Genomic DNA, 23,773 nt, shown 5'->3' with positions numbered 1-23,773 from the left:
CCATGACTGATCGAATTACGACCGTTTAAAGGACATTATTATGACCACCACTCTCTCACTAAATGGGTTAAGTGTTGACCAGCAGCTAGCACAGTTCGTTGAACAACAATTGCTACCTGGTACAGACATTTCTCCAGCTGCGTTTTGGCAAGGCTTTGCCGATATTGTTAATGAGTTAACTCCTATCAATCGGGCGCTTTTAGAAAAACGCGAACAACTGCAAGCCAAGATTGATAACTACCATAAACAGCAGCCGGTATGGGATGCAGCCAATTACCAACGTTTCCTTGAGGAGATTGGCTACCTGGTGCCAGAGCCCGCCAATTTCAAAATTGAAACCGAACACGTAGAGCCCGAAATAGCCAATACAGCAGGCCCTCAGCTAGTTGTGCCTGTTAGTAATGCACGCTTTGCACTGAATGCAGCCAATGCACGCTGGGGCTCATTGTACGATGCGTTGTACGGCACCGACGTGCTCAGTGAAGACGATGGCGCAGAAAAAGGCGCTGCATACAATCCTGTGCGAGGCTTTAAAGTAATGGCTTTTGCACGCCAATTCCTTGATAAAGCGCTGCCTTTAGCCAATGGCTCACACATTGAAAGTACCAGCTACGCCATTGTGAATAACGAGCTACTTATCACCTTGCGTGATAGCAGCCAAGTGCGTCTGGCACACCCAGAACAATTGGTTGGTTATCAAGGTGAAGCACAAAATCCGAGCGCTATTCTTTTGAAAAATAACGGCTTACATGTTGAGCTACAAATCGATCATCATCACCCAATTGGGCAAGCAGACAAAGCGGGCCTCAAAGATGTTGTACTTGAAGCTGCACTAACCACCATTATGGACTGCGAAGATTCTGTGGCTGCGGTCGATGCTGAAGACAAAGTGAATGTCTACAAAAACTGGCTTGGTTTGATGCAAGGCAACCTTGTTGAAGCATTCAACAAAGATGGGAAGACTATTGAACGTCGCTTAGCTGAAGACCGCCAATATCAGGGTATTAATGGCGAAACGGTGACCCTAAAAGGGCGAAGCATGATGTTTGTGCGTAACGTAGGCCACTTAATGACAAACCCAGCCATTCAAGATAGCGAGGGGAATGATGTGTTTGAAGGCATAATGGATGCCATCATCACCAGTACCGCAGCCCTGCATGACTTAAAAGGCACGCACGGCCTTAAAAATTCGTCAGCTCACAGCATCAATATTGTTAAACCCAAAATGCACGGCCCAGAAGAAGTGGCCTTCACCAATACCCTATTTACACGTGTTGAACAGATGCTTGGTTTACCTGCAAACACCATAAAAATGGGGATTATGGACGAAGAGCGCCGCACTTCAGCAAATTTAAAAGCCTGTATTTACGAAGCAAAAAACCGTGTTGTGTTTATTAACACAGGTTTCTTAGACCGTACAGGTGATGAAATTCATACCTCAATGCAAGCAGGTGTCGTACTGCCTAAAGGCGCTATAAAACTAGAACCTTGGATCAGTGCTTACGAAGACCGTAATGTCGATATTGGCCTTGCAACAGGCCTCAGTGGTAAAGCGCAAATTGGTAAAGGTATGTGGCCAATGCCTGATAAAATGGCGTTGATGATGGAACAAAAAATTGGCCACCCGAAAAGCGGGGCTAATACCGCGTGGGTGCCCTCTCCTACTGCGGCTACACTGCATGCAATGCATTATCATGATATTGATGTATTTGCCTGTCAAAAGGCACTGATGGACCGTAAAGAAGCAAGCCTCACACGCTTACTTACCCCCCCACTGATGAAAGACTCAAGTACGTTATCAAAAGAAGATATCCAAGCCGAGCTTGATAACAATGCACAAGGCATTCTAGGGTACGTTGTGCGCTGGATTGATCAAGGTATTGGTTGCTCAAAAGTGCCAGATATCAACCATGTAGGCTTAATGGAAGACCGTGCAACGCTGCGTATTTCAAGCCAGCATATGGCGAACTGGCTGTATCATGGTGTATGCAATGAAGAGCAAATTCGTAAAACGATGGCACGTATGGCTAAAGTCGTCGATGGGCAAAACGAAGGGGATCCAGCTTACACCAATATGGCTGACTCAGCCGAAAGCCTAGCACAAAGTGTTGCGTACCAAGCAGCATTAGCCCTTGTTTTTGAAGGCGTTAAACAGCCAAGTGGTTATACTGAACCATTACTGCATGCGTTTCGTATAAAGTATAAGTCTCAACATTAATCACTTTTCTCACTCCCTTTCGAGTTTGATGTGTCGTTCTTTGCAGCCTTCGGGCTGCTTTTTTTCGTCTAAAAACCAATAAACGCATGTATTTATACCATTTCACTTAATTAAGTGGTCTATTTTGAGGCAATAATACATCGTTGATAACAAGGCAAAAATTTTGTATTGAGTTGTGCTCGGCAATTGCGCCTGCATTGCTTTATCTTTTATATCTATACAGTCGTTAGTGAGCGCTGTCTTACACGCTTGCGACTCATGTTATCCCTTACAATGATTCAGTATTTTTTCAGCTTGATATTGTTATTTAACGGAATAAATACAGTGAATAATGGCCATTCATCGGCTAATAAAAATTGATCAAAAAAGGGGCATTTGTTATCAAATGCCCCTTCTTACGTGCTAATTTTTTAAAATTAGTTTTTGACAATCGCATTGTGATAAACGTTTTGAACGTCATCACAGTCATCTAACATCGTGATGAACTTTTCAAAATTAGCAATATCATCTGGATCAGTGATCTCTGTATGTACTTGTGGAACAAACGTGATTTCGTCTATTTCAAATGTAATACCTTCAAACGCTTCTTCAAGTGCTGTTTTTGCTTTGTAGTATTCTGTATGCGGTGCAAATACTGACACTTTGCCGTCTTCTACTTCGACATCCGTCACGTCAACATCAGCCATCATTAGGGCTTCGAGTACCACTTCGTCATCTTCGCCAGCAAAACCAAGAACCGCGAAGTGATCGAACATGTGCGCGACACAACCAGGCGTCCCAATTTTTGAGTCAGTTTTAGTGAACGGTAAACGCACATCTTTAATTGTACGGTTAGGGTTGTCTGTTAAACAGTCAACAATCACCATACAGTTACCTGGGCCATACCCTTCGTAACGTGCTGGAGAGTAGTCTTCCCCTGCTCCACCGGCTGCTTTTTTGATGGCATTTTCGATTACATGTGCAGGAACCTGATCACGTTTTGCACGTTCAATAATGCGTTTTAATGCTTGGTTTACTTCTGGGTCGGGTTCACCATTCTTTGCAACAACGTAGATCTCTTTACCGTACTTAGAATTTACTTTTGTTTTTGCATTGGCCGTTTTAGCCATGGCGTTTTTGCGGACTTCAAATGCTCTGCCCATCTTATGCCTCTATGAATACATTTGATAATTGCCGATATTTTAGCAATTCATTGTCGCTTGGGCTAGTGCCTGGTCTGTTTATCGTTCTCGCTAAAATAGACAACGACTGTGGCGACAACCTTGAAAGTAAAAAATTAAGAAAACGATGCAGAAATAATTAAAGGAAGCGCTATTTAACATAACACTTTATTTTGTTGAAATGCGCCGACTAAATTAGGTAACTCTGAAAAATGATGCAGTACGTAATCTGCCTGATCAGCATAGTCAGGAATGTCATCTGGCGCATACAAACAAGCACGCATATTCGCATTATGTGCCGCTTGAATATCAAACAAATAATCGCCAACATACAACAGCTCTGATTTATCAAGCTCCCAAAGCGTTGCAATCGCATTAAGCGCACTTGGATCTGGCTTTGCTGGCGCATCTGAGCGAGTCAGCACTGTTTCGATTGGCAAAGGGTTATTTTTAAGTTTAATTGCTGCAGCACGGTCATAATTGCGCGTAACAATAGCCATTGGAATATTATTTTCTTTGAGTGCAGTAACCGCACTGGCAACACCTGGCAATAAATGCGAGTGCTGCGCATCTAAAAGCTCATGTTGATGCACGATGTTCATCGCTTCTTCGCGCATATAAGGCGAAGGTAAAGCGGCTATGAAGGCTAACAAATCTTTTTCAAGCGGGCAGCCAACTTGCGCTTTAATCAGTGAAAAATCGAGTTCTGACGAAACCAAGGTACCGTCTAAATCGAAAATGACACCACGTATATTGTTATCATGGATATTCATATAAATCCCTGTATATGAGAATTGGGGGAAAATTTTAAGACCCATTAATAAGATAGTGTACGATAACCGTTAATTAAAGGATCAAAGGATTAAAAAATAGACTTTTTTAATCCTTTTTTATCGGATAGGGTTATTATTTAATTGACTCAAATTTAGCTTCAAGCCAGTTATCATCTTGGCTAAAGGTCAGTGTTTTCACCTTTCCTTTGCCTTCAATATTAACCATATTGACCTGTGCAGGCCATAAATCACGTAACGCGCCATTGCTCATACGAATCCCTTTGATGCCTTCAGGGATGGTGACTTCTTGGTAAACCCAAAAGAACTTACCATCAACTTGCGCTCCCACTTTTTTAAGCTCAAGTGGCTTGCCCTCTAAGGTTTGCAGTGCAATGTGTGACTCAACATAATCAGCAAAACGCTTTTGATCTTCTTTGTTACTTAAGATATCGGCATTGCCATTAAACAAATGTTCAACAGCATGCTCCGTATCGTGCAAATAAAAGCGATGCATTAGCTCTATGTTATTAGTGCGTTTATTAAATAATACCGTAGTCACAGACGCTTTTAACTGGTGCGCCATCGTTGGCGCACTCAGTAATAAAGCGAAAATAATGGCTATAAAGCGCATTATTTTTGCTCCTCAGCATCTTTTTCGTCGTCTTTTTTCAGCTCAGTTTTAATATCTTGCATGATATCACGGCTCACTTTCGCTTTACTCTTCTCACGCTTATATACTTCGATACGCGATGGAATAATACGACGAGGGTAGTTATTGTTTTCCACATCAACATCGGCTGTTTCCCAGCGAGGGTCAACCGTAACAGACACTAAGTTTTTACCTTTTTCAGTAATAATTAGCTTTTGTACGTGCTTGTGGTTACGACGCCAGATTTCAGCCGGAATGTACTGTTCTTCTTTCGTGCCATCTTCATAGGTCAGCTCTAATAAGATAGGCATCACTAAGCCACCTAAGTTTGAAAACTCAAGCACATAGTAGTTTTTATCTTCCTTAATTGCACGTTCAAACGTTTTACGCTCCCACGGCTCTAACCCCTTAAGGAACTTGTTATACGCGTTACGTTCTTTGTTAGTCACTGTAAAGCGGTCGTTTTCGTCATAGAAATCTGTGACATCTGGGTTTTCTTCAACCCATAACTTTTTGCCTTCTTCTTTATTGCGTTTAACGAATAATGGCATTGGTTTATCAGCTTCAATATCGCGAAGACGATTAAAGTCGATATCAGGATTCTTTGTGTCTAAACGCAGTTGATAAACCTTGTCTAACGAGATATCAACATGGTCTGTGGTGTAGAACCAACCACGCCAGAACCAATCTAGATCAACCCCTGACGCCTCTTCCATAGTACGGAAGAAATCTGCAGGAGTAGGGCGTTTGTACTTCCAACGCTGCGCGTACTCTTTAAATGCAAAGTCAAACAGCTCACGACCTAGAATCACTTCACGTAAAATATTAAGTGCAGCAGCAGGTTTAGTATACGCATTAGGTCCTAAACGTAATACGCTGTCAGACTGTGTCATAACGGGTACTTGGTTTTCAGACTTCATGTATTCAACAATATCACGCGGCTCAACACCCCAAGGGATTGTGTGGTCCCATTCGCGCCCCGCAACACCATCTAGGAAGCTGTTTAGACCTTCGTCCATCCACGTCCACTGACGCTCGTCTGAGTTAACAATCATCGGGAAGTAAATGTGACCGACTTCGTGGATAACAACACCAATTAAGAAACGTTTTTCAGCTTGAGAGTAAGTACGGGTACCATCGTCTTGAAGCTCTGTACGCGGACCATTAAATGTGATCATGGGGTATTCCATCCCCCCAACAGGGCCATTGACTGATTGAGCCACAGGGTAAGGGTAGTCAAACGAAAAGCGTGAATACACTTCCATCGTGTGCACAACAGCTTCGGTAGAATATTTCTTCCACAGGTCACCGCCTTCTTTCGGATAGAAAGACATTGCCATCACTAACGGCTGTTCTTTACCACCTTGATGGTAGCCTTTTGCATCCCACATAAACTTACGTGATGATGCCCATGCAAAGTCACGCACGTTCTCGGCTTTAAAGTGCCATGTTTTGGTTTTGTCGGTGCCTTCTTTCTCGTTCTCAAGTGCTTCTTCTTCGGTCACGATAAATACAGGGCGCTTAGCGTTTTCAGCTTCTTCAAGACGATTACGCTGCGTACGTGTTAATACACTGCCTGGGTTATCTAGCTTACCTGTTGCCGATACAATGTGATCCGCAGGAACGGTGATTTCGACATCATAATTACCAAATTCCAGTGTAAACTCACCGCTTCCTAAGAACGCTTTGTTAGTCCATGCTTCATAGTCTGTGTACGCAGCAAGACGCGGGAACCACTGTGCTAATAAAAAGATATCGTTGCCATCTTCTTCAAAGTGTTCATAACCTGAACGTGCGCCTACCGCATCTTCTTCAACAATGTTAAAGGCGAAGTCCATGCTGAACTCAACGTCTTTACCCGGTTTAAGCGGCTCATTTAGGTCAATACGCATCAAGGTATCAACCACGGTTACTTTAAGCTCTTTTCCGTCTTCGTCTTTAACATTGGCGATTTGAAAACCTAGCTCGTTGTCGGCCATAAATTGCTGACGACGTAACTGGCCTAAGCTCAATTTAGTGGCTTTTGGCTGAGGGTCACCTTGCAATGTTTTACCATTGAAAGTAGCGGTCATCTCGGCAATTGAATCAGATTTAAAAATATTTTGGTCTAATTGCAACCAAAGGTACTTTAATGTGTGAGGTGAATTATTCTTATATTCGATAGTTTGACGCGCTGTTAAGCGACGTTTTTTCTCATCAAGGTTTACATCGATGTCGTAATTTACTTGCTGTTGCCAGTAGTTTTCGCCGGGTTCACCCGCGGCACTACGGTATACGTTAGGCGTTGCAAGTGCTTCATCAAGTTGACGGAACTTGTCAACAAATGAGCCTTTTGTTTGCTCAACAGACGACCCCATGACTGCGGTTGATACTGCTAAAGGCAATACCAAAGCACTCAAAGTAATAACTGCTTTTTTCATTGTTAATCCTGTAAAATATGCGTGAGCGTAACATCTCAAACCACTAACAAAATTTCAATAAAATCACGATAAAGTGCGGGTTTTTTAGGGTAGTATTCGCGCTTTCCTAGCCTGTATTTTTCAATCCTTTCATCTGCTATTAACAAAACTGTAAAGCCCCTTTACAAACCTAACAGGTTCAGTGCTAATTCATACCCCCGTATTACACTTAAAATATAGCGAGGTTGCTTATTTTTTGTTTAAAGGTAAGAGGGGACTTAAATGAAGTTTTACATTGTAAAAAAAGACTCTCGATTAGCTGCTATTCCAGCAGAAGAATCGGTTTTAAACGAATACAAAGCACGCGGATTTGAGTTTGTAGAGGTCATTGCCGCTCGCGATGAACCCGATGCACTATCGCGTACCACTCCCCATGCAAAACGCCCTAAAAAATGGCTGTTTTATGGCTCAACGCTGGTTATTTTGAGTCTAATTGCAATTATTTTCGCAATAAAGTAGTTTTTGCGACATTTTCTATTGAAATTTACTGCTGTTTGTATTTAAAATCGCCCACTTTTTTCGATTTGGGTGTTTATGTGTGTCTATTTATACCCAAAAAATGTTTCGGTAATCAGCATAGAATTCGGTGAGCGTATGGATTTTTACATCCTAAAAAAACAACAAGAACTAATTGCAATTCCAGCGGACGAACAAAATTGTAAACAATACCTAGATTCGGGGTATTTCTATATCGACAAAGTAGCGGCATGTAATGAAACCAATGCCCTTAAAGTTTTACAGGCCAAACAAACAAAGGCTATCAAAGTGCCCTTAATAATGGCATTGCTTGCTTTGCCTATGGTGTTGTTTGCGTGGTATAGCTTAAGTTAAAAACGAGGCTGGGCATCGAGGCTCAGCTTAGGTATATTGACGCTCTTAATAAATAATAAGAGCGTTTAATGAAAGTCCTTCATACTTCTGATTGGCATTTAGGCCAACAATTCTACGAACATTCCCGCTTCGAGGAACATCAGGCTTTTTTAAACTGGTTAACGGAGACTCTCGCAGCACAGCACATCGACTTATTACTCGTTGCTGGCGATATTTATCACACGGCGACACCGCCTGCGAGTGCTGAAAACCAACTCTATCAATTTATCAAGAACACCAAACAACGTTGCCCAGATTTACACATCGTGATTATTGCTGGTAATCATGACTCGGCAAACCGTATCATGGCTGCAAAACCCTTACTGGCTCAATTTGATACGCATGTGGTGGGTCGGTTCGATACCGCAAGCCCAAAGGATGTCGTACTGCCTATATCAACAAAAAATGGCCAAGCACATGTTGTTGCCATGCCATTTTTACGAAGCAGCGATTTAAGTCATTATAATCGCCAAGAAGAGCAACCTTTAAGTTACAACCAAGCAGTGGCATTGGCTTATAAAGATGCACTAAATGCTGCCAGTGAGTTACCGAAAGCGCCGCTAATTGTAATGGGACACCTCCATGCAAAAGGCGGCGATATTTCGACAGACTCAGAGCGAAACTTAGTGATTGGCGGTGAAGAAGCGATCTCTGCTAACATTTTTAGTGAACAGGCTGATTACGTAGCCCTTGGTCACTTGCATAAAGCACAAACCGTCGCCAAGTCTGAGACCATTCGCTACAGTGGCACCCCCATGCCGATGTCCTTTTCTGAGCGCCGTTACCAGCACCAAGTTGTGTTAATTGAGCTTTCTGATTCAAGTTGCACTGTAAACCCCCTTTACATACCGAGCTTTTGTAAAGTCATACTGCTCCCCGAAAAAGACTGTGTGCCACTGAGTGAATTGTGTGAGCTGTTGAGTGAACTTGATTTAAGCGATGAAAACTTAGCGCCCTATTTACGCGTTAAACTGAGCGCTCACGACACCGACACCACGTTCAGAGAGCAAATTGAACAAGCGCTGGCAGGTAAGCAGCTTAAGTTTTGTGGGATTGAACGGGTGCGACAAGAGCGCAATCATCAAGACGATGAGCAAGCCTTGTTTGACGATGTGTCGCAAATCGAAGCTCTCAATCCACATTCGTTGTTAGAGCAAGCCTTTGCCAATCATAAAGATATGGCAGGGCAAGCAGTGCCAAAAGAGCTCGAAGACTTATTAAGCCACGTTATCGATGAGTTGAATACGGAGGACGTGCTATGAAAATTTTAGCGATACGTGTTCATCAATTGGCATCCATTGTCGATGCCGAAGTCGATTTTACAGCTTCGCCATTAAAAGAAGCTGGGCTATTTGCCATTACAGGTGATACCGGGGCAGGTAAAAGTACGTTACTTGATGCCATTTGTTTAGCACTGTATACCAAAACCGCGAGACTTCGTGGCGACACAGGTAATAAAATTGACTTTAATGGCGATAATATCAAGCTCAATGACTCGCGAAATTTATTACGCCGTGGGGCAGGGCAGGGCTATGCCGAAGTGGACTTTATAGGCCAAGATAAACATCACTACCGTGCTCGCTTGAGCTTTAGCCGCGCACGGAACAAAGCGAATGGCAAATTACAACAAGCGCAACACACGCTTCATTCGTTGCCTGACGAAACCTTAATTGCCGATAGAAGTAATGCCAGCAAAGAAATAGAGCGCATTATTGGTTTAAGCTTTGATCAATTTTCGCGGGCGGTGCTACTTGCCCAGCATGAGTTTGCAGCCTTTTTGAAAGCCACAGGGGATGAACGGGCACAACTGTTAGAATGCTTAACTGGCACCGACAAATTTAGTCGTATTGGGCAACGGATATTTGAACGTCACCGCGAACAACAACAGGCCCTTGAGCAATTAAAACTCAGCTTGGCGAACTTTAAGGTATTAAGCCCCGAAGAGTTAGCGGCTAAGCAAGCTGAGCATAAATCGCTATTAACGAAGCAAACTGAACTACAAAACCAAATAAAGCAGCTGGAGCAATACCAAACTTGGTATGAACAGGCGGCGCATCTATCAGAGCAAATAACGCAAGCAGAACACACAAAGCACCAAGCTGAGCAGCAATTACATCAACTTGAAGATAAAGCAAAGCAAGCCAAACAAGCGCAGCAGTGCTTAGAAATAAAAGATAACCGTGAGCGCACAGCCACAATTAAAGCTCAGCAAGCGCAGCTTGTAGAAAACCGTGAGCAACTTTTAAAAATTGATCATAACGCCCTGATAAGTGACGCAGAGCAAACGCTAAACAAACACACTGAGCAGTTAAAGCAAGCGAAACAAACGCAAAAAGATGCTCAGCCAATCATTAGCCAAGCACGTGAGTACGATAAACAACTGGCGGTATTGAACCAGCAAGCACACGCTCAAAAAGCGCAACTCGAAAAAGCAAACCAGCATAACACCGAGCTGAGCAATAAACTTAATACGGCAAAGGCTGAGCAACAACAGCAACATCAGCAACAACAAGCGCTCACTAATTGGTTAGCGACACATGCACAATGGCAACCATTAGCGAAAGACTGGTCATATTATAAAAGTGAATTAAGCCGCTTTAATCAACTGCAGCTTCGTATTGATAAAACAAATCAAACGATAAAGTCACTTCAGCCTACGGTTACTGAGCAGCAACACAGTCGTCAGCAATTACAAAAACAGTATCAAGCGCTTGAGCACGCACTAAAAACGCTGAATGAACAAGACGCTAGCTTCAAAGACCGCTTAAATAGTCAGTCTATGGCCGACATAGATGCACAACTAGAGGCGATTAAACACCTTATTGAAAAGCGTCAACTGTGGCAAAGTAATCAGCAACAATTAAAAGTGTGGCAAAGCCAATCAGACACCTTAAACCAAAATAAACAACAGTTACAAACAGCCCTCAGCGCGATAGGGCAGGATGTAGAAAACGCCCAACAACAGCTGACACTATGCGAGAAAAACTTACAGCAAGTTCAGTTAAGAGCCAGTGAGGGGGTCAGCCAATTAAGAGCCACTTTAAAAGCGGGTGAGCCATGTGCTGTTTGTGGTTCGACTGAGCACCCGTTTCAACATGATGTGGTTAATGCGCAGTTTAGTCAGCTCATTAATGATTTTACTGAGCAACTTAATAGTGCCAAACAGCACTTAAATAATCAGCAAGCTTTACAACAAACAAAAAGTAATGAACTGACAGCCTGTACTCAGCAAATAGCGTCATTAGAGGGGCAGGTGAGTGAACTCACCGACCAGCAGAACACGCTCAAACAGACCATGGCGGCAAATCGTACAGAGCTGAATGATTTAACAGAGGCGCAATTAAACGAGCGTCAGCAGCAGCTCACGAGCCAGAAACAGCAGTATTTTAAAGTGCTTGAGCAACAACAGCAGCTGCAAACATCATTAACAGCCAAACAAGCAGAGTTTAATCAAAAAGGGCAAGCACTGCATGCAGCAGAGCAAAAGCTGAGTGAAACACAGCAGCAACTCAACACTGAACAAGCACGTTTAAACGAGCTAAACGCAGAACATCAGCAACTGCATACCGCACTCGACGACACCTTTAAAAATGCCCCTTGGTGGCAACAGCTCAATGAACAACACGTGTCATTAGAGACTATTGCAGAGGATGTGCAACGCTATCAAACGAAACTTCAACAATCAGATGAGCTAACGAAGGCTCTAACAAGCACTGATCAAACCATCGCGCATTTACTGCCTCAGCAACATGAAGCAGCAGAAGCGAAAGCTAAGTGCACTGCGCAACTTGCCCATACCGAGAACGAGCAGGCTGATTTGCATGAAAAACGCATTGCCTTGTTTGCCGATGCGAACATGTCGGTCGATGAGTATATTGCACAACTTGAACAGGCCATTGACTCGTTACAGCAAGCAGTGCAACAGGCTCAGCAACACCTAAGCAATGCGGTTAAAGCGCGTGACGAGCACGCTATTCAAATAAGCCACTTAACGATGCGTGAAAAAGAGTTAAGCGATGAACAAGCTGCGCTTGAAAAACGATTCACGCAGTGGTTTAGCGAGTTTAAAGCACAGCATCCTTCACTTTCTGAAGACGCAATTACAACGCTTTTAAGCATCAGTAGCGAATCAATAAAGCAAACACTCAACGAGCACCACGCGGCAGAAAATGCGCTAAAAGAAACTCAAGCAGCTTTAAAACAGCTGCATTCATCGCAGTCGGCGCATTTAAAAGATCAGCCAAAGCACAGCGAAAGCGACACTGAAACTGAACTAGCTAACGCCGTTAATGCCCAGCAACATACGAATCAATCGCTGATGCAAGTGGGTAGTGAGCTGCACACGCACCAACAAAATAGCCAAGCATTAGCAGATAAACAGCAATTATTAGTTCAACAGCAAAAGCGCTACGAGCACTGGCATTTACTTAATAAAGTGCTGGGTGATGCCAGTGGTAAAACCATGCGTAACTTAGCGCAAACGCAAACTCTCAAAATACTGCTGCATTATGCCAATAGCCACTTACACACTTTAAACAAGCGCTACAAATTAACGGCTATCGGGCAAACGCTGGATATTGCCATCATTGATAAAGACATGGCCGATGAGCAGCGTTCTGTTAATACTTTGTCAGGCGGGGAGTCGTTTTTAGTCTCGCTGGCACTGGCTTTGGGGCTTGCCTCGTTGTCATCGAATAAAGTGCAAATAAACTCTTTGTTTATCGATGAAGGGTTTGGTACGTTGGACAGTGAAACGTTAAGCATCGCGATGGATGCTCTCGATTCGCTGCAAGCACAAGGCCGTAAAGTAGGGGTTATTTCGCATGTATCTGAAATGACCGAACGCGTGGCTACGCAGGTACATGTAGCGAAAAAACCCGGTGGTTACTCAACCATCTCTGTTATTTAAAGGATTAGCATGCCAACTTTTAATCATGAAGAAGCCAGTCATTACGATGAGCGCATAACGCGTTTAGTGCCAGGGTACGCGTTATTACACCAAGCAACCGCAGCGCAACTAGTCAGCACGCTCGACAACGACGCGTGTATTTTAGTGATTGGTGCAGGCACCGGAAAAGAGATCATAGAACTTGCTAAGCTCAACGCAGGCTGGCGTTTTATTGCGCAGGATATTTCACAAGATATGTTGGATATCGCTGAGCAGCACTTTAGCCAACATAACATCAGTGACCGTGTAACGGTTCATTGTGGCGATATTAACGATATTGATGCAAGCGCCGATGCAGCATTATGTTTATTAGTCATGCACTTTGTCGAGGACAATGGCGATAAAAAAGCGCTGTTAAAAGCGATTAAAAGCAGGCTTAAAAAGCAGGGCAACTTATTCATTGCCGATTTAATGCGCCCTGAAACGCAATTTGAGCGCGAATCACAACTACAGCTTTGTACTCAGCTAGGTTTAACCGATGCCGGCAAAGAGCGCACCCGACACAATCTAGAACATGAGTTTTATCCATTAGACCGTATTCGTTTTTCAGAATTAATGAATGAAAGCGGATTTAGCACCCCTAAACAGTATTTTAAAGTGCTGGGTTTCACTGGGTATGTGGTGGGGAGTTAGACTCTTTAAGTTTTAAGCTTTGAACTTCCATTGTCAGCGCGATTATATATCGCGCAACACACGCACACGAAGTACGGTTCACCTCTAAAGTCAGTCTTACTGGGATAGGTAGATAGATAGGTAGATAGGTAGATAGGTATGTCGATAACTTATAAACCACGCAAAGCGAGTCTCACAGCGAGAGTTAGACGCGGCTTTAAGCCGCGTCATCAATCAATTGCAACACAATGATTTATTACCTTATATTACCTTAATACCCTGCGGCGTGGCCGTCTTTGCGGGTTTCAGATGCGCCATAGTACACCCCTGTTTTAAGGTCTTTTAAGATAGCTTGATAACCGCCATATGGTCCAACAGCGTCTTGCAAAGTGTGGCCTTTTTTCATCAGCTCACGGCGAGTTTCCATCGAAAAACCTGATTCTAAACTCACAACGCCCCCGTCTTCCATAATTTCGCCTGTAGGCTGTGATGAGCCACTGTGCAGAATGCGTGGAGCGTCACCGGCCTCTTGTAAATTCATGCCAAAATCAATCATGTTAATTAAAATTTGCGCATGCATTTGCGGTTGTGTCGCACCGCCCATTACTCCGTAACTCATGTATGGCTTGCCATCTTTGGTCACAAAGGCTGGAATTATCGTGTGGAACGGACGTTTACCCGGCTCATATTGGTTCATATGGCCTTTTTTAAGTGCAAACATTTCTCCTCGGTTTTGCAATACAAAGCCCAGTTTAGCGGGGGTCATACCTGAGCCCATACCACGATAATTACTTTGAATTAATGACACCATATTGCCGTCTTTATCGGCCGTCGTCAGGTAAATAGTATCGCCTTCTACTGGACCCGCATGATCACGTTTTGCCGCTTTATTTGGGTCAATCAGCTTGCGTCTTTCATCGGCGTATTGCTGAGAAATCAAGGTCTGCACGGGAATAGTATTAAACGCAGGATCGGCGTAATATTTAGCGCGGTCTGCAAAGGCCAGTTTTTTTGCCTCAACAAACGTGTGAACATACTCAGGGCTATCAAAACCCATACCTTTAATATCGTATCCTTCTAATATATTTAGAATTTGCTGAGCGGCGATGCCTTGGCCGTTGGGCGGTAATTCCCATAACGTATAACCGCGGTAATCTGCACTGACAGGTTTAACCCATTCACTGTGGTGTGAAGCTAAGTCGTCGTACGATAAATAACCGCCATTTTCTTTCATATAACGGCTAATTTCTTTTGCAATATCCCCTTTGTAAAAAGCATCACGTCCTTCCTTCGCTATTTTACGATAGGTATTTGCAAGGGCAGGATTTTTAAAAATATCGCCTTTTTCTGGCATCGCCCCATTTGGCATGTATACGTCTTTAAACCCAGGGTATTTTCCACGCGCATCAACACTTTTTTGCATGTAATAGGCAATCAATTCAGAAACGGGAAAGCCTTTTTCAGCATAATCAATTGCTGGCTGAAGTAAGGTTTTCATCGGTGTTTTACCAAACTTATTATGTAATTCAAACCAGCCATCCACAGCGCCTGGCACAGAAACAGGCAACGGGCCATAGGCGGGGATCATATCGCCTTGTGCCTTTAAGGTGTCGAATGTCAGGCTTTTCGGTGAGCGGCCAGATGCATTCAAGCCATATAACTGTTTGCTTTTATTGTCCCAAACAATGGCAAACAAGTCGCCACCTATACCACACCCTGTCGGCTCTACAAGCCCGAGTACGGCGTTGGCTGCAATTGCTGCATCAATGGCATTGCCCCCGTCTTTTAACACTTGTAAGCCAACCTGTGTAGCTAATGGCTGCGACGTTGCAACCATACCTGATTGCGCAATAACTTCTGAGCGACTGGCAAAGTTATGCCCTGTGATACGGTCGTAAGCCTGTGTCGTCCCAGCAGCGCCTAAGCATACCGCTAACACAAGCCCTTTTAGTAGTGGCGTTGGATTCATGGTTATTTCTCATTTTATTGTTTTATTCACTATAAAAAGCAAAGTCACTGTAAACAATGGTTTTGCTACCGAGGGCAAAAAAAACGCGATTGAATTCGTAAACAGCACCCGATTATTAATAAACAGCCGTACCGTAAAAACATCTATCAACCGTAGGAGAGGTTTGCACATGAGGGTACTTATTAGCAGGGACAAACTTTTCAACAATGGGAGCTATTTGCCCATTTTCTTTCATGGTATCGAGTGCGCGCTGAAGTGCGCTGACCACACTAGTTGGAGCAGATTTATTTAAAGCCAAATAGTTTCCCCCTAAAGCAGGGTGGTTAAGTTCAAGCACAGGTATCACTTGATCAGGGTTTAAAGCCACTTTTTGTAATTGTGTTGCAAGCGTCATGGAAGAGCCAATTAATAAATCATGCTTACCACGTTTAAACATATTTAACTCTTCAAATTTACCTGAGTAGGTTAAAAAATGATGCCCTTCAACTAACTGTAAGTCTGTAAGTACGGCTTGATAAACATCGCCGCGTGATACGCCAATTGTGTAATTAGTTAATAAGCGTGAACTTGTCAGCTCAATGTCTGTGCGCTCACTTAACCTATATAAACAAGATTGCCCCGACACCAGTGGACCAACCCATTGAAACTGAGCTTCTCTTTGTGTTGTTCGAGACGTTGAAAAAATACCAGAATACGGCTGCTCAAGCGTTTTTGACATCGCTCGCCTCCAAGGCAACACCTGTATTACACATTTTAATTTTGCGTGCTTACAAATCGTCTCAACTATTTCAGTATTAATACCCGTCGGTTGATTATGTTCCTCAAAATTATAAGGAGGAAATGATTCGGTATACAAGGTTAATGGCGTTGATTCAGCCAGTGCTGCCCATGTGAAAAATAAACAGAGTGTGGCTGGCCAGTTCTTCATCGCAATTAACTCCAGGCTTTTTCGGTTTATTACGCAGGTTTAACGATTCTACTTAACTGTTTTTGCAGCGTGTTGAGACAAAATGGCTTAATGATAAAACCACTGACTTTGGCGGCAATCATGTCAGTGACTGTTTGCTTGCTATCCTCACACGTCACCATAAGAACGGGTAAATCGTCAAACTCGGGGGTTTCGCGAATGTGATTAAGTAAACACTTTCCATCCATTTTAGGCATATGTAAATCAGTGATAACTAAATCAAAATGCTGCTTTTCTAACAACTCTAACGCTTGCGAACCATCCGTTGCTTCTGTTATGTCGTTGTAATCAAGGCTACGTAGCATGTTTATCAAAACATGACGCATTAAAGGCATATCATCAACGACAAGAATTTTCATATAAAGTGTAGTCCGTTTTACATTACCTTAAAGCTTAGTTTGCAAGCCAAATAACGCAATGATAAGGCAGACTTTTACGCGAAAATATCTGCAACCAACTGACTAAGCCGCGCAATTTTAATATTACTTAATTGCCTATAATCAAAATAGGGGCACACAATCACCTTATCTTGCTTATTAAAGGCAAACTCTTCATCAAGCCAAGTGAACTGGCTAGATAATAAACCTGATTGAACAAGGCTTTTTGCATACGTGCGCCCAGCGATAATGTGTAATTTATCCGTGTTGTCAAATACAGGAGGGCTAAACAGCAACGCTGTGTGACTGTGTGCTTGGAGTAAACGCGTATCACGATAGGTTTGCCAATTGGCAGAACATTTAGCAAACTGAAAATATTCGCTCGGCAGCGCAAACAGCACTTTTGCATACACATTAAAGACTTTTCGCCAGCCATTTCCACAAGCCTGATTAATGTCATCTATTTGACCAATTTGCATAGCATGTAAATGATCAATATTGTGCCAAGGCACCATCGGCGGACGCTTTTCTATGTACACAGCAACGTTAAATGCACTGTCACCAAAGCCCTGTAAAGAGTGTTGTTGCTGAATCATGATGATTTTTGAGCAAGAATTCGATCTAAGTTATTAGCAAAATTCTGACGGTCAGCTTGGCTCAACGGTGGCGGCCCACCCGACATTTCGATACCACTTGAGCGCATTGTGTCCATAAAATCACGCACATTAAGGCGAGAACGTATATTTTCTGTTGTATACAGCTCACCGCGGGGATTTAACGCCTGTGCATTTTTTTCAATCACTTCGGCTGCCAGCGGGATATCACCCGTGATAACCAAATCACCGGCTTCGACTCGCTTAACAATTTCGTTATCGGCGATATCAAAACCAGACGATACTTGCTGACGAAAAATGTACTTAGACGGCGGAACACGCATAGCATGATTAGCCACTAATGTAGTGACTGTTTGCGTTCGTTCTGCAGCACGAAATAAAATTTCTTTAATAACAACGGGGCAGGCATCTGCATCAACCCAAATCTTCATGGTTTTCTCTATTTAACTATTCTAAGCTTAGGTAGTTTAACGTAATTAAACTTATTTACCGCTATTAACGTATTAAATTCTTTAATTTTAAAAGGAGTGAGCGTGTGCAGAACAGCATAAAATTTATATTTCTACTTTTCTTTACGACCCTGTTATCGGCTTGTACAGGAGTGCCTGACAACATAAAACCCGTTAATGATTTTGAACTAAATAAGTACACCGGAACATGGTACGAAATAGCGCGCCTTGATCATTCATTTGAACGCGGTTTAGAAGGGATAACCGCACAGTACTCAGTCAACTCTGATGGCACTGTTAAAGTTATTAATAGAGGCTATAACACCTCAGATAAAAAGTGGGAACAAGCAGAGGGCAAGGCTAAGTTTGCCGGTAAAAATGACATTGGTCATTTAGAAGTCTCATTTTTTGGCCCATTCTACAGCTCCTATGTCATTTTTGAGCTCGATAAGCAAAACTATCAATACGCGTATATTACTGGCTATAACAAAGAGTATTTATGGTTTTTATCAAGAACCCCGACAGTCACTAAAGAGCAGCTAGACGACTTTAAAAATACCGCCAGACAATATGGCTTTAAAACAGACGAGCTTATTTTTGTTGAGCATGAAGGGATGTAAAGGGGCTTTACACGCGTCTTTAAACTATCACGAATGTGCAACACAATTGTCATGGAAAAGAGGCACACTGTGCGACATTAAATTGAACATGACATGTGATCCCCAATTTAATCCCCTGCTCGGGTAGGCATTGCCTACCCTTTTTTTTTTGAGATCAGTTTTTTACTAACTTAACTAGAAAATCATCACTGAAAGCCCACTTAAAACCAAAACAGACACATTTATTGCGCTGATGTGTTTTACCCATGAGACCGTAAAACTATATAAAATCATAAGCATAAGAACACTTAGCGCCATATAACCACAAAATAATAATGCGCCGTATCCGCCTTCACTCATCACACTCAGTCCTAAACTTAGTAAAATAGTGATCCAGCCAATCGTTAAAAATCTATATCGCTGTTTTTCAGTAAGTTTCTTTTTAAATACATCGCGAAAATGATTAAACTTTGCAAGTGCAAAACAATTAAACGCTAAAAAGCAGAGACTAAATTGCAGTAATTCCATCATCCTTGTTGCTCCTTTAACTGCCTGTTTTTAAATAAATTTCCTTTTTCTTTTACGTTGCCATGGCTAGGTATTTTTCTGCTTTGAACAATAAACATCAAACCAGCGCAGATAAACGCACTATCAATGCCAAATAGCGCCCATTGCTGAGTTAGTAAATAGCTGATCCAATTTCCCTCTGTTGTAAATGCATTAATTAAAGGGATTGAAAAACATGCCACCGCATTTAACCACGCAGCTAAGCGCCAATGTGACTGAGTACGTCCAAACAAAGCCAAAACAGCAATGAATAACCACGCTAAGAAAAAGGCTAGAACCTCTTTATCGGCACGTGCGGCTAACTCTATAGGTAGTAATCGGTTCGCGATAAAAAATGCACACGTTGCAAAGGGCAAGCCCATTAATGTAGCTAAATTTAACGTTTCAACAAGCTTCAAGCCACGGTGTGCTGATTGTTCAGGCTTCATGCGCTCTCTTAAACGCTTCGCCCACATCATGCAACCAGTCGCAATCATGGCACAGCCAGCAACCCCACATAAAAAGTACAGCCATCGTAGTAATGGCTCAGCTAATCGCCCACTGTGAAGCGCGGTCATTGAGTCGTAAAATTGTGCCGATGCACTCCAGTCTTCACCTGATTGCGCGTCTATTTGCCCTGTTACACCATTAAATAAATAACGAGGACCATTATCGACCACCTCTTTAGCTGTCGCCAGATAGACAACGATTTGTGATGACGCCGTATTGGCATTACGAACGAATACATGGCTTATATCGGCATTAGGGTACTTAGTATAAATCTGATCTAAAACCTGATTTATTGCCACCATGGGGCGGTGTTCATCGGATGGCGCCGCGCGCTTATTGACCGGTAAGGCTTCATTAAACATCTGACTTAATCCCTCTTCATACACGGTTTCTGCGGGGTAAGGGAACAACATAAAAATCAGTGTGATGATACCTGTGTAAGTAATCATAATATGAAAAGGAAGCGCCAAAACAGACGACACGTTATGCGCATCTAACCAGCTTCTACTGCCTTTATTACGACGAAAAGAAAACATATCTTTAAAAATACGCTTATGAATTACGACCCCCGTGACAAGCGCAACCAACATAAACATTGAAGCTAAACAAACAAGAATACGCGCAGTAAACACATCTATATAATGCAAATCAAAATGCAGACGATAAAAAAAGCTGCCGCCTTTTGTATCACGTGGCTCAGGAACTGGTTCCAGTGTATTTGGGTCTATATGAGTGTAATTAAACGGAGCACGACGTTGACCTGGTTGCTTAGGTTCTGCATAGCCATAACTTAAAACGGGGTTTCGCGAGTCGGGCATGTTTATACGCCACGAAAGAGAGTTAGGTGCTTTTTGCTGTAAATCTGCAAACACATCGTTAATTTGCTTTGCTTGTGAAGCAACACGGTGCTCTTGATGACGTACTTGATGGATTTCAGGCTTAGCCCAAAAACTAATTTCGTCTTTAAAGAAGCTCAACGTGCCTGCGAAAAAAATTAAAAATAAAAGCCAGCAAACTAATAAACCTACCCACGTGTGTAACCACGTCATTGAACGGAAGAAATTCTCTTTCATAGCCATCCCTTAATCAAAGCCAGTACGAATAATTGCAGACTTGTCGTTAGTAAAATGGTGATCCAAACGACCTTCAGTGACTTAACTGCAAACACCCATATGAACACGCAGCAATAAAAAAAGACCGATAAGGTTGTGGTCAACAACACACTGTCGAGTTTATTTAGCGGCAATAAAACCGCCAGTAATGAGATAAATACACTGGTAAAAACATAACCCCCTAAGATGGCAGCAACAAAACGAAAAAACACAGCAACACGATATGACAGGCTCTGTGAACGTTTTTTAGCGCCTCTTGGTTCTTTAGCTTGCCCAGCTTGTAAGGACTGAGAGTGCATGATAATCCCTTAAAAAAAAGTTAAACGAGAAGAAAACGCATTATTATATAGTGACAAAACCAAAAAGATAGTGATTATCATTTGCGTAACCGTATTTTATAAAGGAACGATTTAAAACCCGATTTCATAGTTAGTAAAATAATGATCTGCTAGCTTTGTTTTACACAATAGCCTATGGTGTTATGCACACAGCAGAAGGAGTTATAATGCAAACAATCGGATTAATTGGCGGTATGAGTTGGGAGTCGACACAGAGCTACTATCAACTTTTAAATCAGGGAGTTAAAGATAAGCTTGGTGGTTTACATTCAGCAAAAATAGCCTTAGTTAGCCTTGATTTTGCCGAAATAGCAACGCTTCAACAACAGCAAAACTGGCCTAAAATGGCAGAAATATTAATAAATGCGGCTCAGCAAGTTGAGGCTGCGGGTGCTGATTGTTTGCTTATCTGTACTAACACCATGCATAAGCTTGCAGAGCAAGTTCAAGCAGCTATCTCGATTCCTCTTTTACACATTGCCGATGCCGTTGGAGAGCAGCTTACAGCGAGTAAACACAAAAAAGTCGCATTACTAGGTACGTCATTTACCATGGAGCAAGATTTTTATACACAGCGCCTCAGTGACAAATTTGGAATTGAAGTGCTAATTCCTGAGCCAGACGAACGCGCGGTGATCCATGAAATTATTTATACAGAGCTCTGTATAGGTATCATAAACCCAGACTCTAAAGCCGCTTATTTGAGAATTATCAATCAACTATACCAACAAGGTGCAGAAGCAATCATTTTAGGTTGTACCGAAATAGCCTTGCTAATTCAACACACTGATACCGCCATTCCGTTATTTGATAGCACCGCATTGCATTGTTCAATGGCGCTTAAGCACAGCATAAACTAGGAGACTATTATGTCGAATCACCACAGTCTAAATTATGTAGAATTCGCCGCTAAAGATTTAACCGCTACCAAAACTTTTTTCCAGCAGGTATTTAAATGGAAATTTACTGACTATGGCCCCGAATATACAGCCTTCAGCTGTGAATCAGCAGGGCTTGATGGCGGCTTTTATCAAGCACCCTTAACCAGTTTAACGAGCAATGGCGGGGCGTTATTGGTACTTTACTCTAACAATATTAAAGAAACCCAAGCTCAAGTTGAGAACCACGGCGGGGTTATAATTAAACCATTATTTGATTTCCCAGGAGGTTGCCGCTTCCACTTTACAGAACCCAGTGGCAACGAGCTTGCCGTGTGGTCAAAACAAGCATAGATCAGATTTTTACTAAGTAATGAAACATCAAACACTCTTAGAACAAGTTAGTAAATGCGTGATCTGCGAACCTGAGTTACCGTTAGGAGCCCGTCCCGTTATTCAATTTAATGCCAATGCGCGCATTTTAATAGCGGGGCAAGCACCCGGGGTTAAAGTTCACGAAACAGGTGTGCCCTTTAATGATGCCAGCGGAAAACGATTACGAAATTGGCTAGGTGTCAGTGATGACGAGTTTTACGATGCCCAAAACTTCGCTATTTTACCAATGGGCTTTTGCTATCCGGGTAAAGGTAAGTCTGGCGACCGACCACCGCGCAAGGAATGCGCTATTGCTTGGCGAGAAAAGCTCCTCGCCCAATTAAACAACGTTGAGCTGACTATCATTTTAGGTAAGTATGCACAGGCGTATCATTTACCTCATACCAAACAGTTGCCGTTAACAGAGTTAGTAAAATCGTGGCGTGATTATTGGCCTAAGTATTTACCTTTGCCACACCCAAGCCCACGCAATAATATTTGGTTAAAGAAAAATCCATGGTTTGAAGAAAAAGTGCTTCCTGAACTGAGTAGCCAAATACGTTCATTACTTAATAGATAACACAATGGAAAATACTTTTTTTAAGCAACACGGTTACATGCATGTAAAGGGGCTTTACAATGATTCTGCTTTATCTGCTATTCGCCCCATTTTAGATAAATTTCATAATAATTGGCTTCGCGAAAATTCTCTTTTTTATAAAACTAAAGCTATTAATAGTTCAGGACTCACAGCGTCTCCATGGTTAACAGAAAATGAAAAACTGAGCTTATTCCATTTTATAAACTCAACGCAATTGCTCAATCAGGTTACCTCAATCATCGCGAGACCAAGGTTTTTAAATAGCCAATTATTTTTTAATCCTTACAACCCAGAACAACATAATTATTGGCACCGAGATTCGCAGTATCATTTAGATATCAATGCACAGCAATCAGCTCTAACAGGTCCTGAAGTACTGCATTGCCGTATTGCATTTGAAGATGAACATGGGATTGAGTTAATACCAGCGAGTCATAAAAATTGGGATTCTGAAGAAGAATTAGCGGTAAGGCTAGAGCTGCAAGGGGCTCACAATTATGATTCTTTAATCCACGGTAAAACTATCTCACTACAAAAAGGTGATCTATTGATTTTTTCGGCCAATATGATTCACCGAGGATTGTATGGGCTCAATAGGTTTTCATTCGATATTCTATTTTTTGAACGCCATGAGAGCGTGGAGCAATTTATAAACACGGACCTTTTACCGACAGATGCTCAGCTTAAGAAATTGGAAAATCCTGCGGTTTTTATTTAATAAAAAAGCGGCTTAATTAGCCGCTTTCTCG

At 42.4% G+C, this 23,773-nt stretch carries 23 protein-coding genes; 11 read left to right on the top strand and 12 right to left on the bottom strand.

Translation table 11 applies throughout. The features are described from left to right. Positions 1-40: 40 nt before the first annotated feature. Positions 41-2,218 (top strand): malate synthase G, encoded by a 2,178-nt coding sequence (locus tag ACSSVW_RS02810; protein WP_454178787.1) that lies wholly within the window; start codon positions 41-43, stop codon positions 2,216-2,218. Positions 2,219-2,634: 416 nt separating this feature from the next. On the opposite strand, the gene ACSSVW_RS02805 is transcribed toward ACSSVW_RS02810, so the two are convergent. The 4 genes from ACSSVW_RS02805 to ACSSVW_RS02790 all read right to left on the bottom strand — a co-directional run bounded on the left by ACSSVW_RS02805 (position 2,635) and on the right by ACSSVW_RS02790 (position 7,220). Beyond that, the gene (locus ACSSVW_RS02805) at positions 2,635-3,360 is read right to left on the bottom strand and encodes a YebC/PmpR family DNA-binding transcriptional regulator (protein WP_036972571.1); all 726 of its coding nucleotides are present in this window, start codon (positions 3,358-3,360) and stop codon (positions 2,635-2,637) included. Between the two features lie 173 nt (positions 3,361-3,533). Continuing rightward, positions 3,534-4,151, bottom strand: a complete 618-nt coding sequence (locus tag ACSSVW_RS02800; protein WP_304634187.1) for an HAD family hydrolase — start codon at positions 4,149-4,151, stop codon at positions 3,534-3,536. 133 nt (positions 4,152-4,284) lie between these two features. Continuing rightward, positions 4,285-4,782, bottom strand: a complete 498-nt coding sequence (locus ACSSVW_RS02795; protein ID WP_180311817.1) for a DUF6702 family protein — start codon at positions 4,780-4,782, stop codon at positions 4,285-4,287. Then, positions 4,782-7,220 (bottom strand): M1 family metallopeptidase, encoded by a 2,439-nt coding sequence (locus ACSSVW_RS02790; protein WP_118844983.1) that lies wholly within the window; start codon positions 7,218-7,220, stop codon positions 4,782-4,784. The genes ACSSVW_RS02795 and ACSSVW_RS02790 overlap by 1 nt, the downstream gene beginning before the upstream one ends. 261 nt (positions 7,221-7,481) lie before the next feature. Between ACSSVW_RS02790 and ACSSVW_RS02785 the strand changes: the two genes are divergently transcribed. The 5 genes from ACSSVW_RS02785 to ACSSVW_RS02765 all read left to right on the top strand — a co-directional run bounded on the left by ACSSVW_RS02785 (position 7,482) and on the right by ACSSVW_RS02765 (position 13,710). Then, positions 7,482-7,718: a hypothetical protein gene (locus ACSSVW_RS02785; protein ID WP_036972578.1), complete on the top strand. Its 237-nt coding sequence runs from the start codon at positions 7,482-7,484 to the stop codon at positions 7,716-7,718. Positions 7,719-7,853: 135 nt separating this feature from the next. Further along, on the top strand, positions 7,854-8,090 hold the full coding sequence (locus tag ACSSVW_RS02780; protein WP_036972579.1) for a hypothetical protein: 237 nt from the start codon (positions 7,854-7,856) through the stop codon (positions 8,088-8,090). Between the two features lie 68 nt (positions 8,091-8,158). Then, positions 8,159-9,391, top strand: coding sequence for an exonuclease SbcCD subunit D C-terminal domain-containing protein (locus tag ACSSVW_RS02775; RefSeq protein WP_421419884.1), 1,233 nt, complete (start codon positions 8,159-8,161; stop codon positions 9,389-9,391). Further along, on the top strand, positions 9,388-13,038 hold the full coding sequence (locus tag ACSSVW_RS02770; protein ID WP_454178786.1) for an AAA family ATPase: 3,651 nt from the start codon (positions 9,388-9,390) through the stop codon (positions 13,036-13,038). Before ACSSVW_RS02775 ends, ACSSVW_RS02770 begins: the two co-directional genes overlap by 4 nt. Before the next feature lie 9 nt (positions 13,039-13,047). Further along, a complete protein-coding gene (locus tag ACSSVW_RS02765) occupies positions 13,048-13,710 on the top strand; it encodes a class I SAM-dependent methyltransferase (protein WP_454178785.1) in 663 nt (220 codons plus the stop codon). Between the two features lie 250 nt (positions 13,711-13,960). Here ACSSVW_RS02765 and ggt read toward each other — a convergent pair whose 3' ends face one another. The 5 genes from ggt to ACSSVW_RS02740 all read right to left on the bottom strand — a co-directional run bounded on the left by ggt (position 13,961) and on the right by ACSSVW_RS02740 (position 18,047). Next, the gene (gene ggt / locus ACSSVW_RS02760; protein ID WP_065979213.1) at positions 13,961-15,658 is read right to left on the bottom strand and encodes a gamma-glutamyltransferase; all 1,698 of its coding nucleotides are present in this window, start codon (positions 15,656-15,658) and stop codon (positions 13,961-13,963) included. A 115-nt stretch (positions 15,659-15,773) separates the two neighbouring features. Continuing rightward, a complete protein-coding gene (locus ACSSVW_RS02755; RefSeq protein ID WP_454178784.1) occupies positions 15,774-16,586 on the bottom strand; it encodes a substrate-binding periplasmic protein in 813 nt (270 codons plus the stop codon). A gap of 29 nt (positions 16,587-16,615) precedes the next feature. Continuing rightward, positions 16,616-16,984 (bottom strand): response regulator, encoded by a 369-nt coding sequence (locus ACSSVW_RS02750; protein ID WP_421420647.1) that lies wholly within the window; start codon positions 16,982-16,984, stop codon positions 16,616-16,618. 74 nt (positions 16,985-17,058) lie between these two features. After that, complete coding sequence (locus ACSSVW_RS02745) at positions 17,059-17,598, bottom strand: DUF6942 family protein (RefSeq protein ID WP_454178783.1); 540 nt, start codon at positions 17,596-17,598, stop codon at positions 17,059-17,061. After that, entirely contained in the window at positions 17,595-18,047 is a 453-nt protein-coding gene (locus tag ACSSVW_RS02740) for a YaiI/YqxD family protein (protein ID WP_036972589.1), read from the bottom strand. The genes ACSSVW_RS02745 and ACSSVW_RS02740 overlap by 4 nt, the downstream gene beginning before the upstream one ends. A 104-nt stretch (positions 18,048-18,151) precedes the next feature. Here ACSSVW_RS02740 and ACSSVW_RS02735 point away from each other — a divergent pair, with 104 nt between their 5' ends. Continuing rightward, entirely contained in the window at positions 18,152-18,685 is a 534-nt protein-coding gene (locus ACSSVW_RS02735) for a lipocalin family protein (RefSeq protein ID WP_254369141.1), read from the top strand. A gap of 174 nt (positions 18,686-18,859) precedes the next feature. Here ACSSVW_RS02735 and ACSSVW_RS02730 read toward each other — a convergent pair whose 3' ends face one another. The 3 genes from ACSSVW_RS02730 to ACSSVW_RS02720 are packed head-to-tail and all read right to left on the bottom strand — an operon-like array spanning position 18,860 to position 21,131. After that, a complete protein-coding gene (locus ACSSVW_RS02730) occupies positions 18,860-19,195 on the bottom strand; it encodes a DUF3325 domain-containing protein (RefSeq protein ID WP_036972590.1) in 336 nt (111 codons plus the stop codon). Beyond that, on the bottom strand, positions 19,192-20,793 hold the full coding sequence (locus tag ACSSVW_RS02725; protein WP_454178782.1) for a PepSY-associated TM helix domain-containing protein: 1,602 nt from the start codon (positions 20,791-20,793) through the stop codon (positions 19,192-19,194). The genes ACSSVW_RS02730 and ACSSVW_RS02725 overlap by 4 nt, the downstream gene beginning before the upstream one ends. Next, entirely contained in the window at positions 20,790-21,131 is a 342-nt protein-coding gene (locus tag ACSSVW_RS02720) for a hypothetical protein (RefSeq protein WP_036972593.1), read from the bottom strand. The genes ACSSVW_RS02725 and ACSSVW_RS02720 overlap by 4 nt, the downstream gene beginning before the upstream one ends. A 206-nt stretch (positions 21,132-21,337) precedes the next feature. Between ACSSVW_RS02720 and ACSSVW_RS02715 the strand changes: the two genes are divergently transcribed. From ACSSVW_RS02715 to ACSSVW_RS02700, 4 genes are read left to right on the top strand one after another with little or no spacing between them, the layout of a single operon-like run. Beyond that, positions 21,338-22,030 carry an aspartate/glutamate racemase family protein gene (locus tag ACSSVW_RS02715; protein WP_065979210.1) on the top strand — a complete coding sequence of 231 codons (693 nt, stop codon included), beginning with the start codon at positions 21,338-21,340 and terminating at the stop codon, positions 22,028-22,030. Positions 22,031-22,039: 9 nt separating this feature from the next. Continuing rightward, entirely contained in the window at positions 22,040-22,402 is a 363-nt protein-coding gene (locus ACSSVW_RS02710; RefSeq protein ID WP_036972597.1) for a VOC family protein, read from the top strand. A 19-nt stretch (positions 22,403-22,421) separates the two neighbouring features. After that, a complete protein-coding gene (locus tag ACSSVW_RS02705) occupies positions 22,422-23,003 on the top strand; it encodes a uracil-DNA glycosylase family protein (RefSeq protein WP_421420637.1) in 582 nt (193 codons plus the stop codon). Between the two features lie 4 nt (positions 23,004-23,007). After that, the gene (locus ACSSVW_RS02700; RefSeq protein WP_421420635.1) at positions 23,008-23,742 is read left to right on the top strand and encodes a phytanoyl-CoA dioxygenase family protein; all 735 of its coding nucleotides are present in this window, start codon (positions 23,008-23,010) and stop codon (positions 23,740-23,742) included. Positions 23,743-23,773 lie beyond the last annotated feature (31 nt).

The sequence above is a fragment of the Pseudoalteromonas sp. MBR-15 genome (assembly GCF_053628915.1).
Note: the sequence above shows the minus strand (reverse complement) of the source record. Positions and strands in the feature narration are given on the sequence as shown.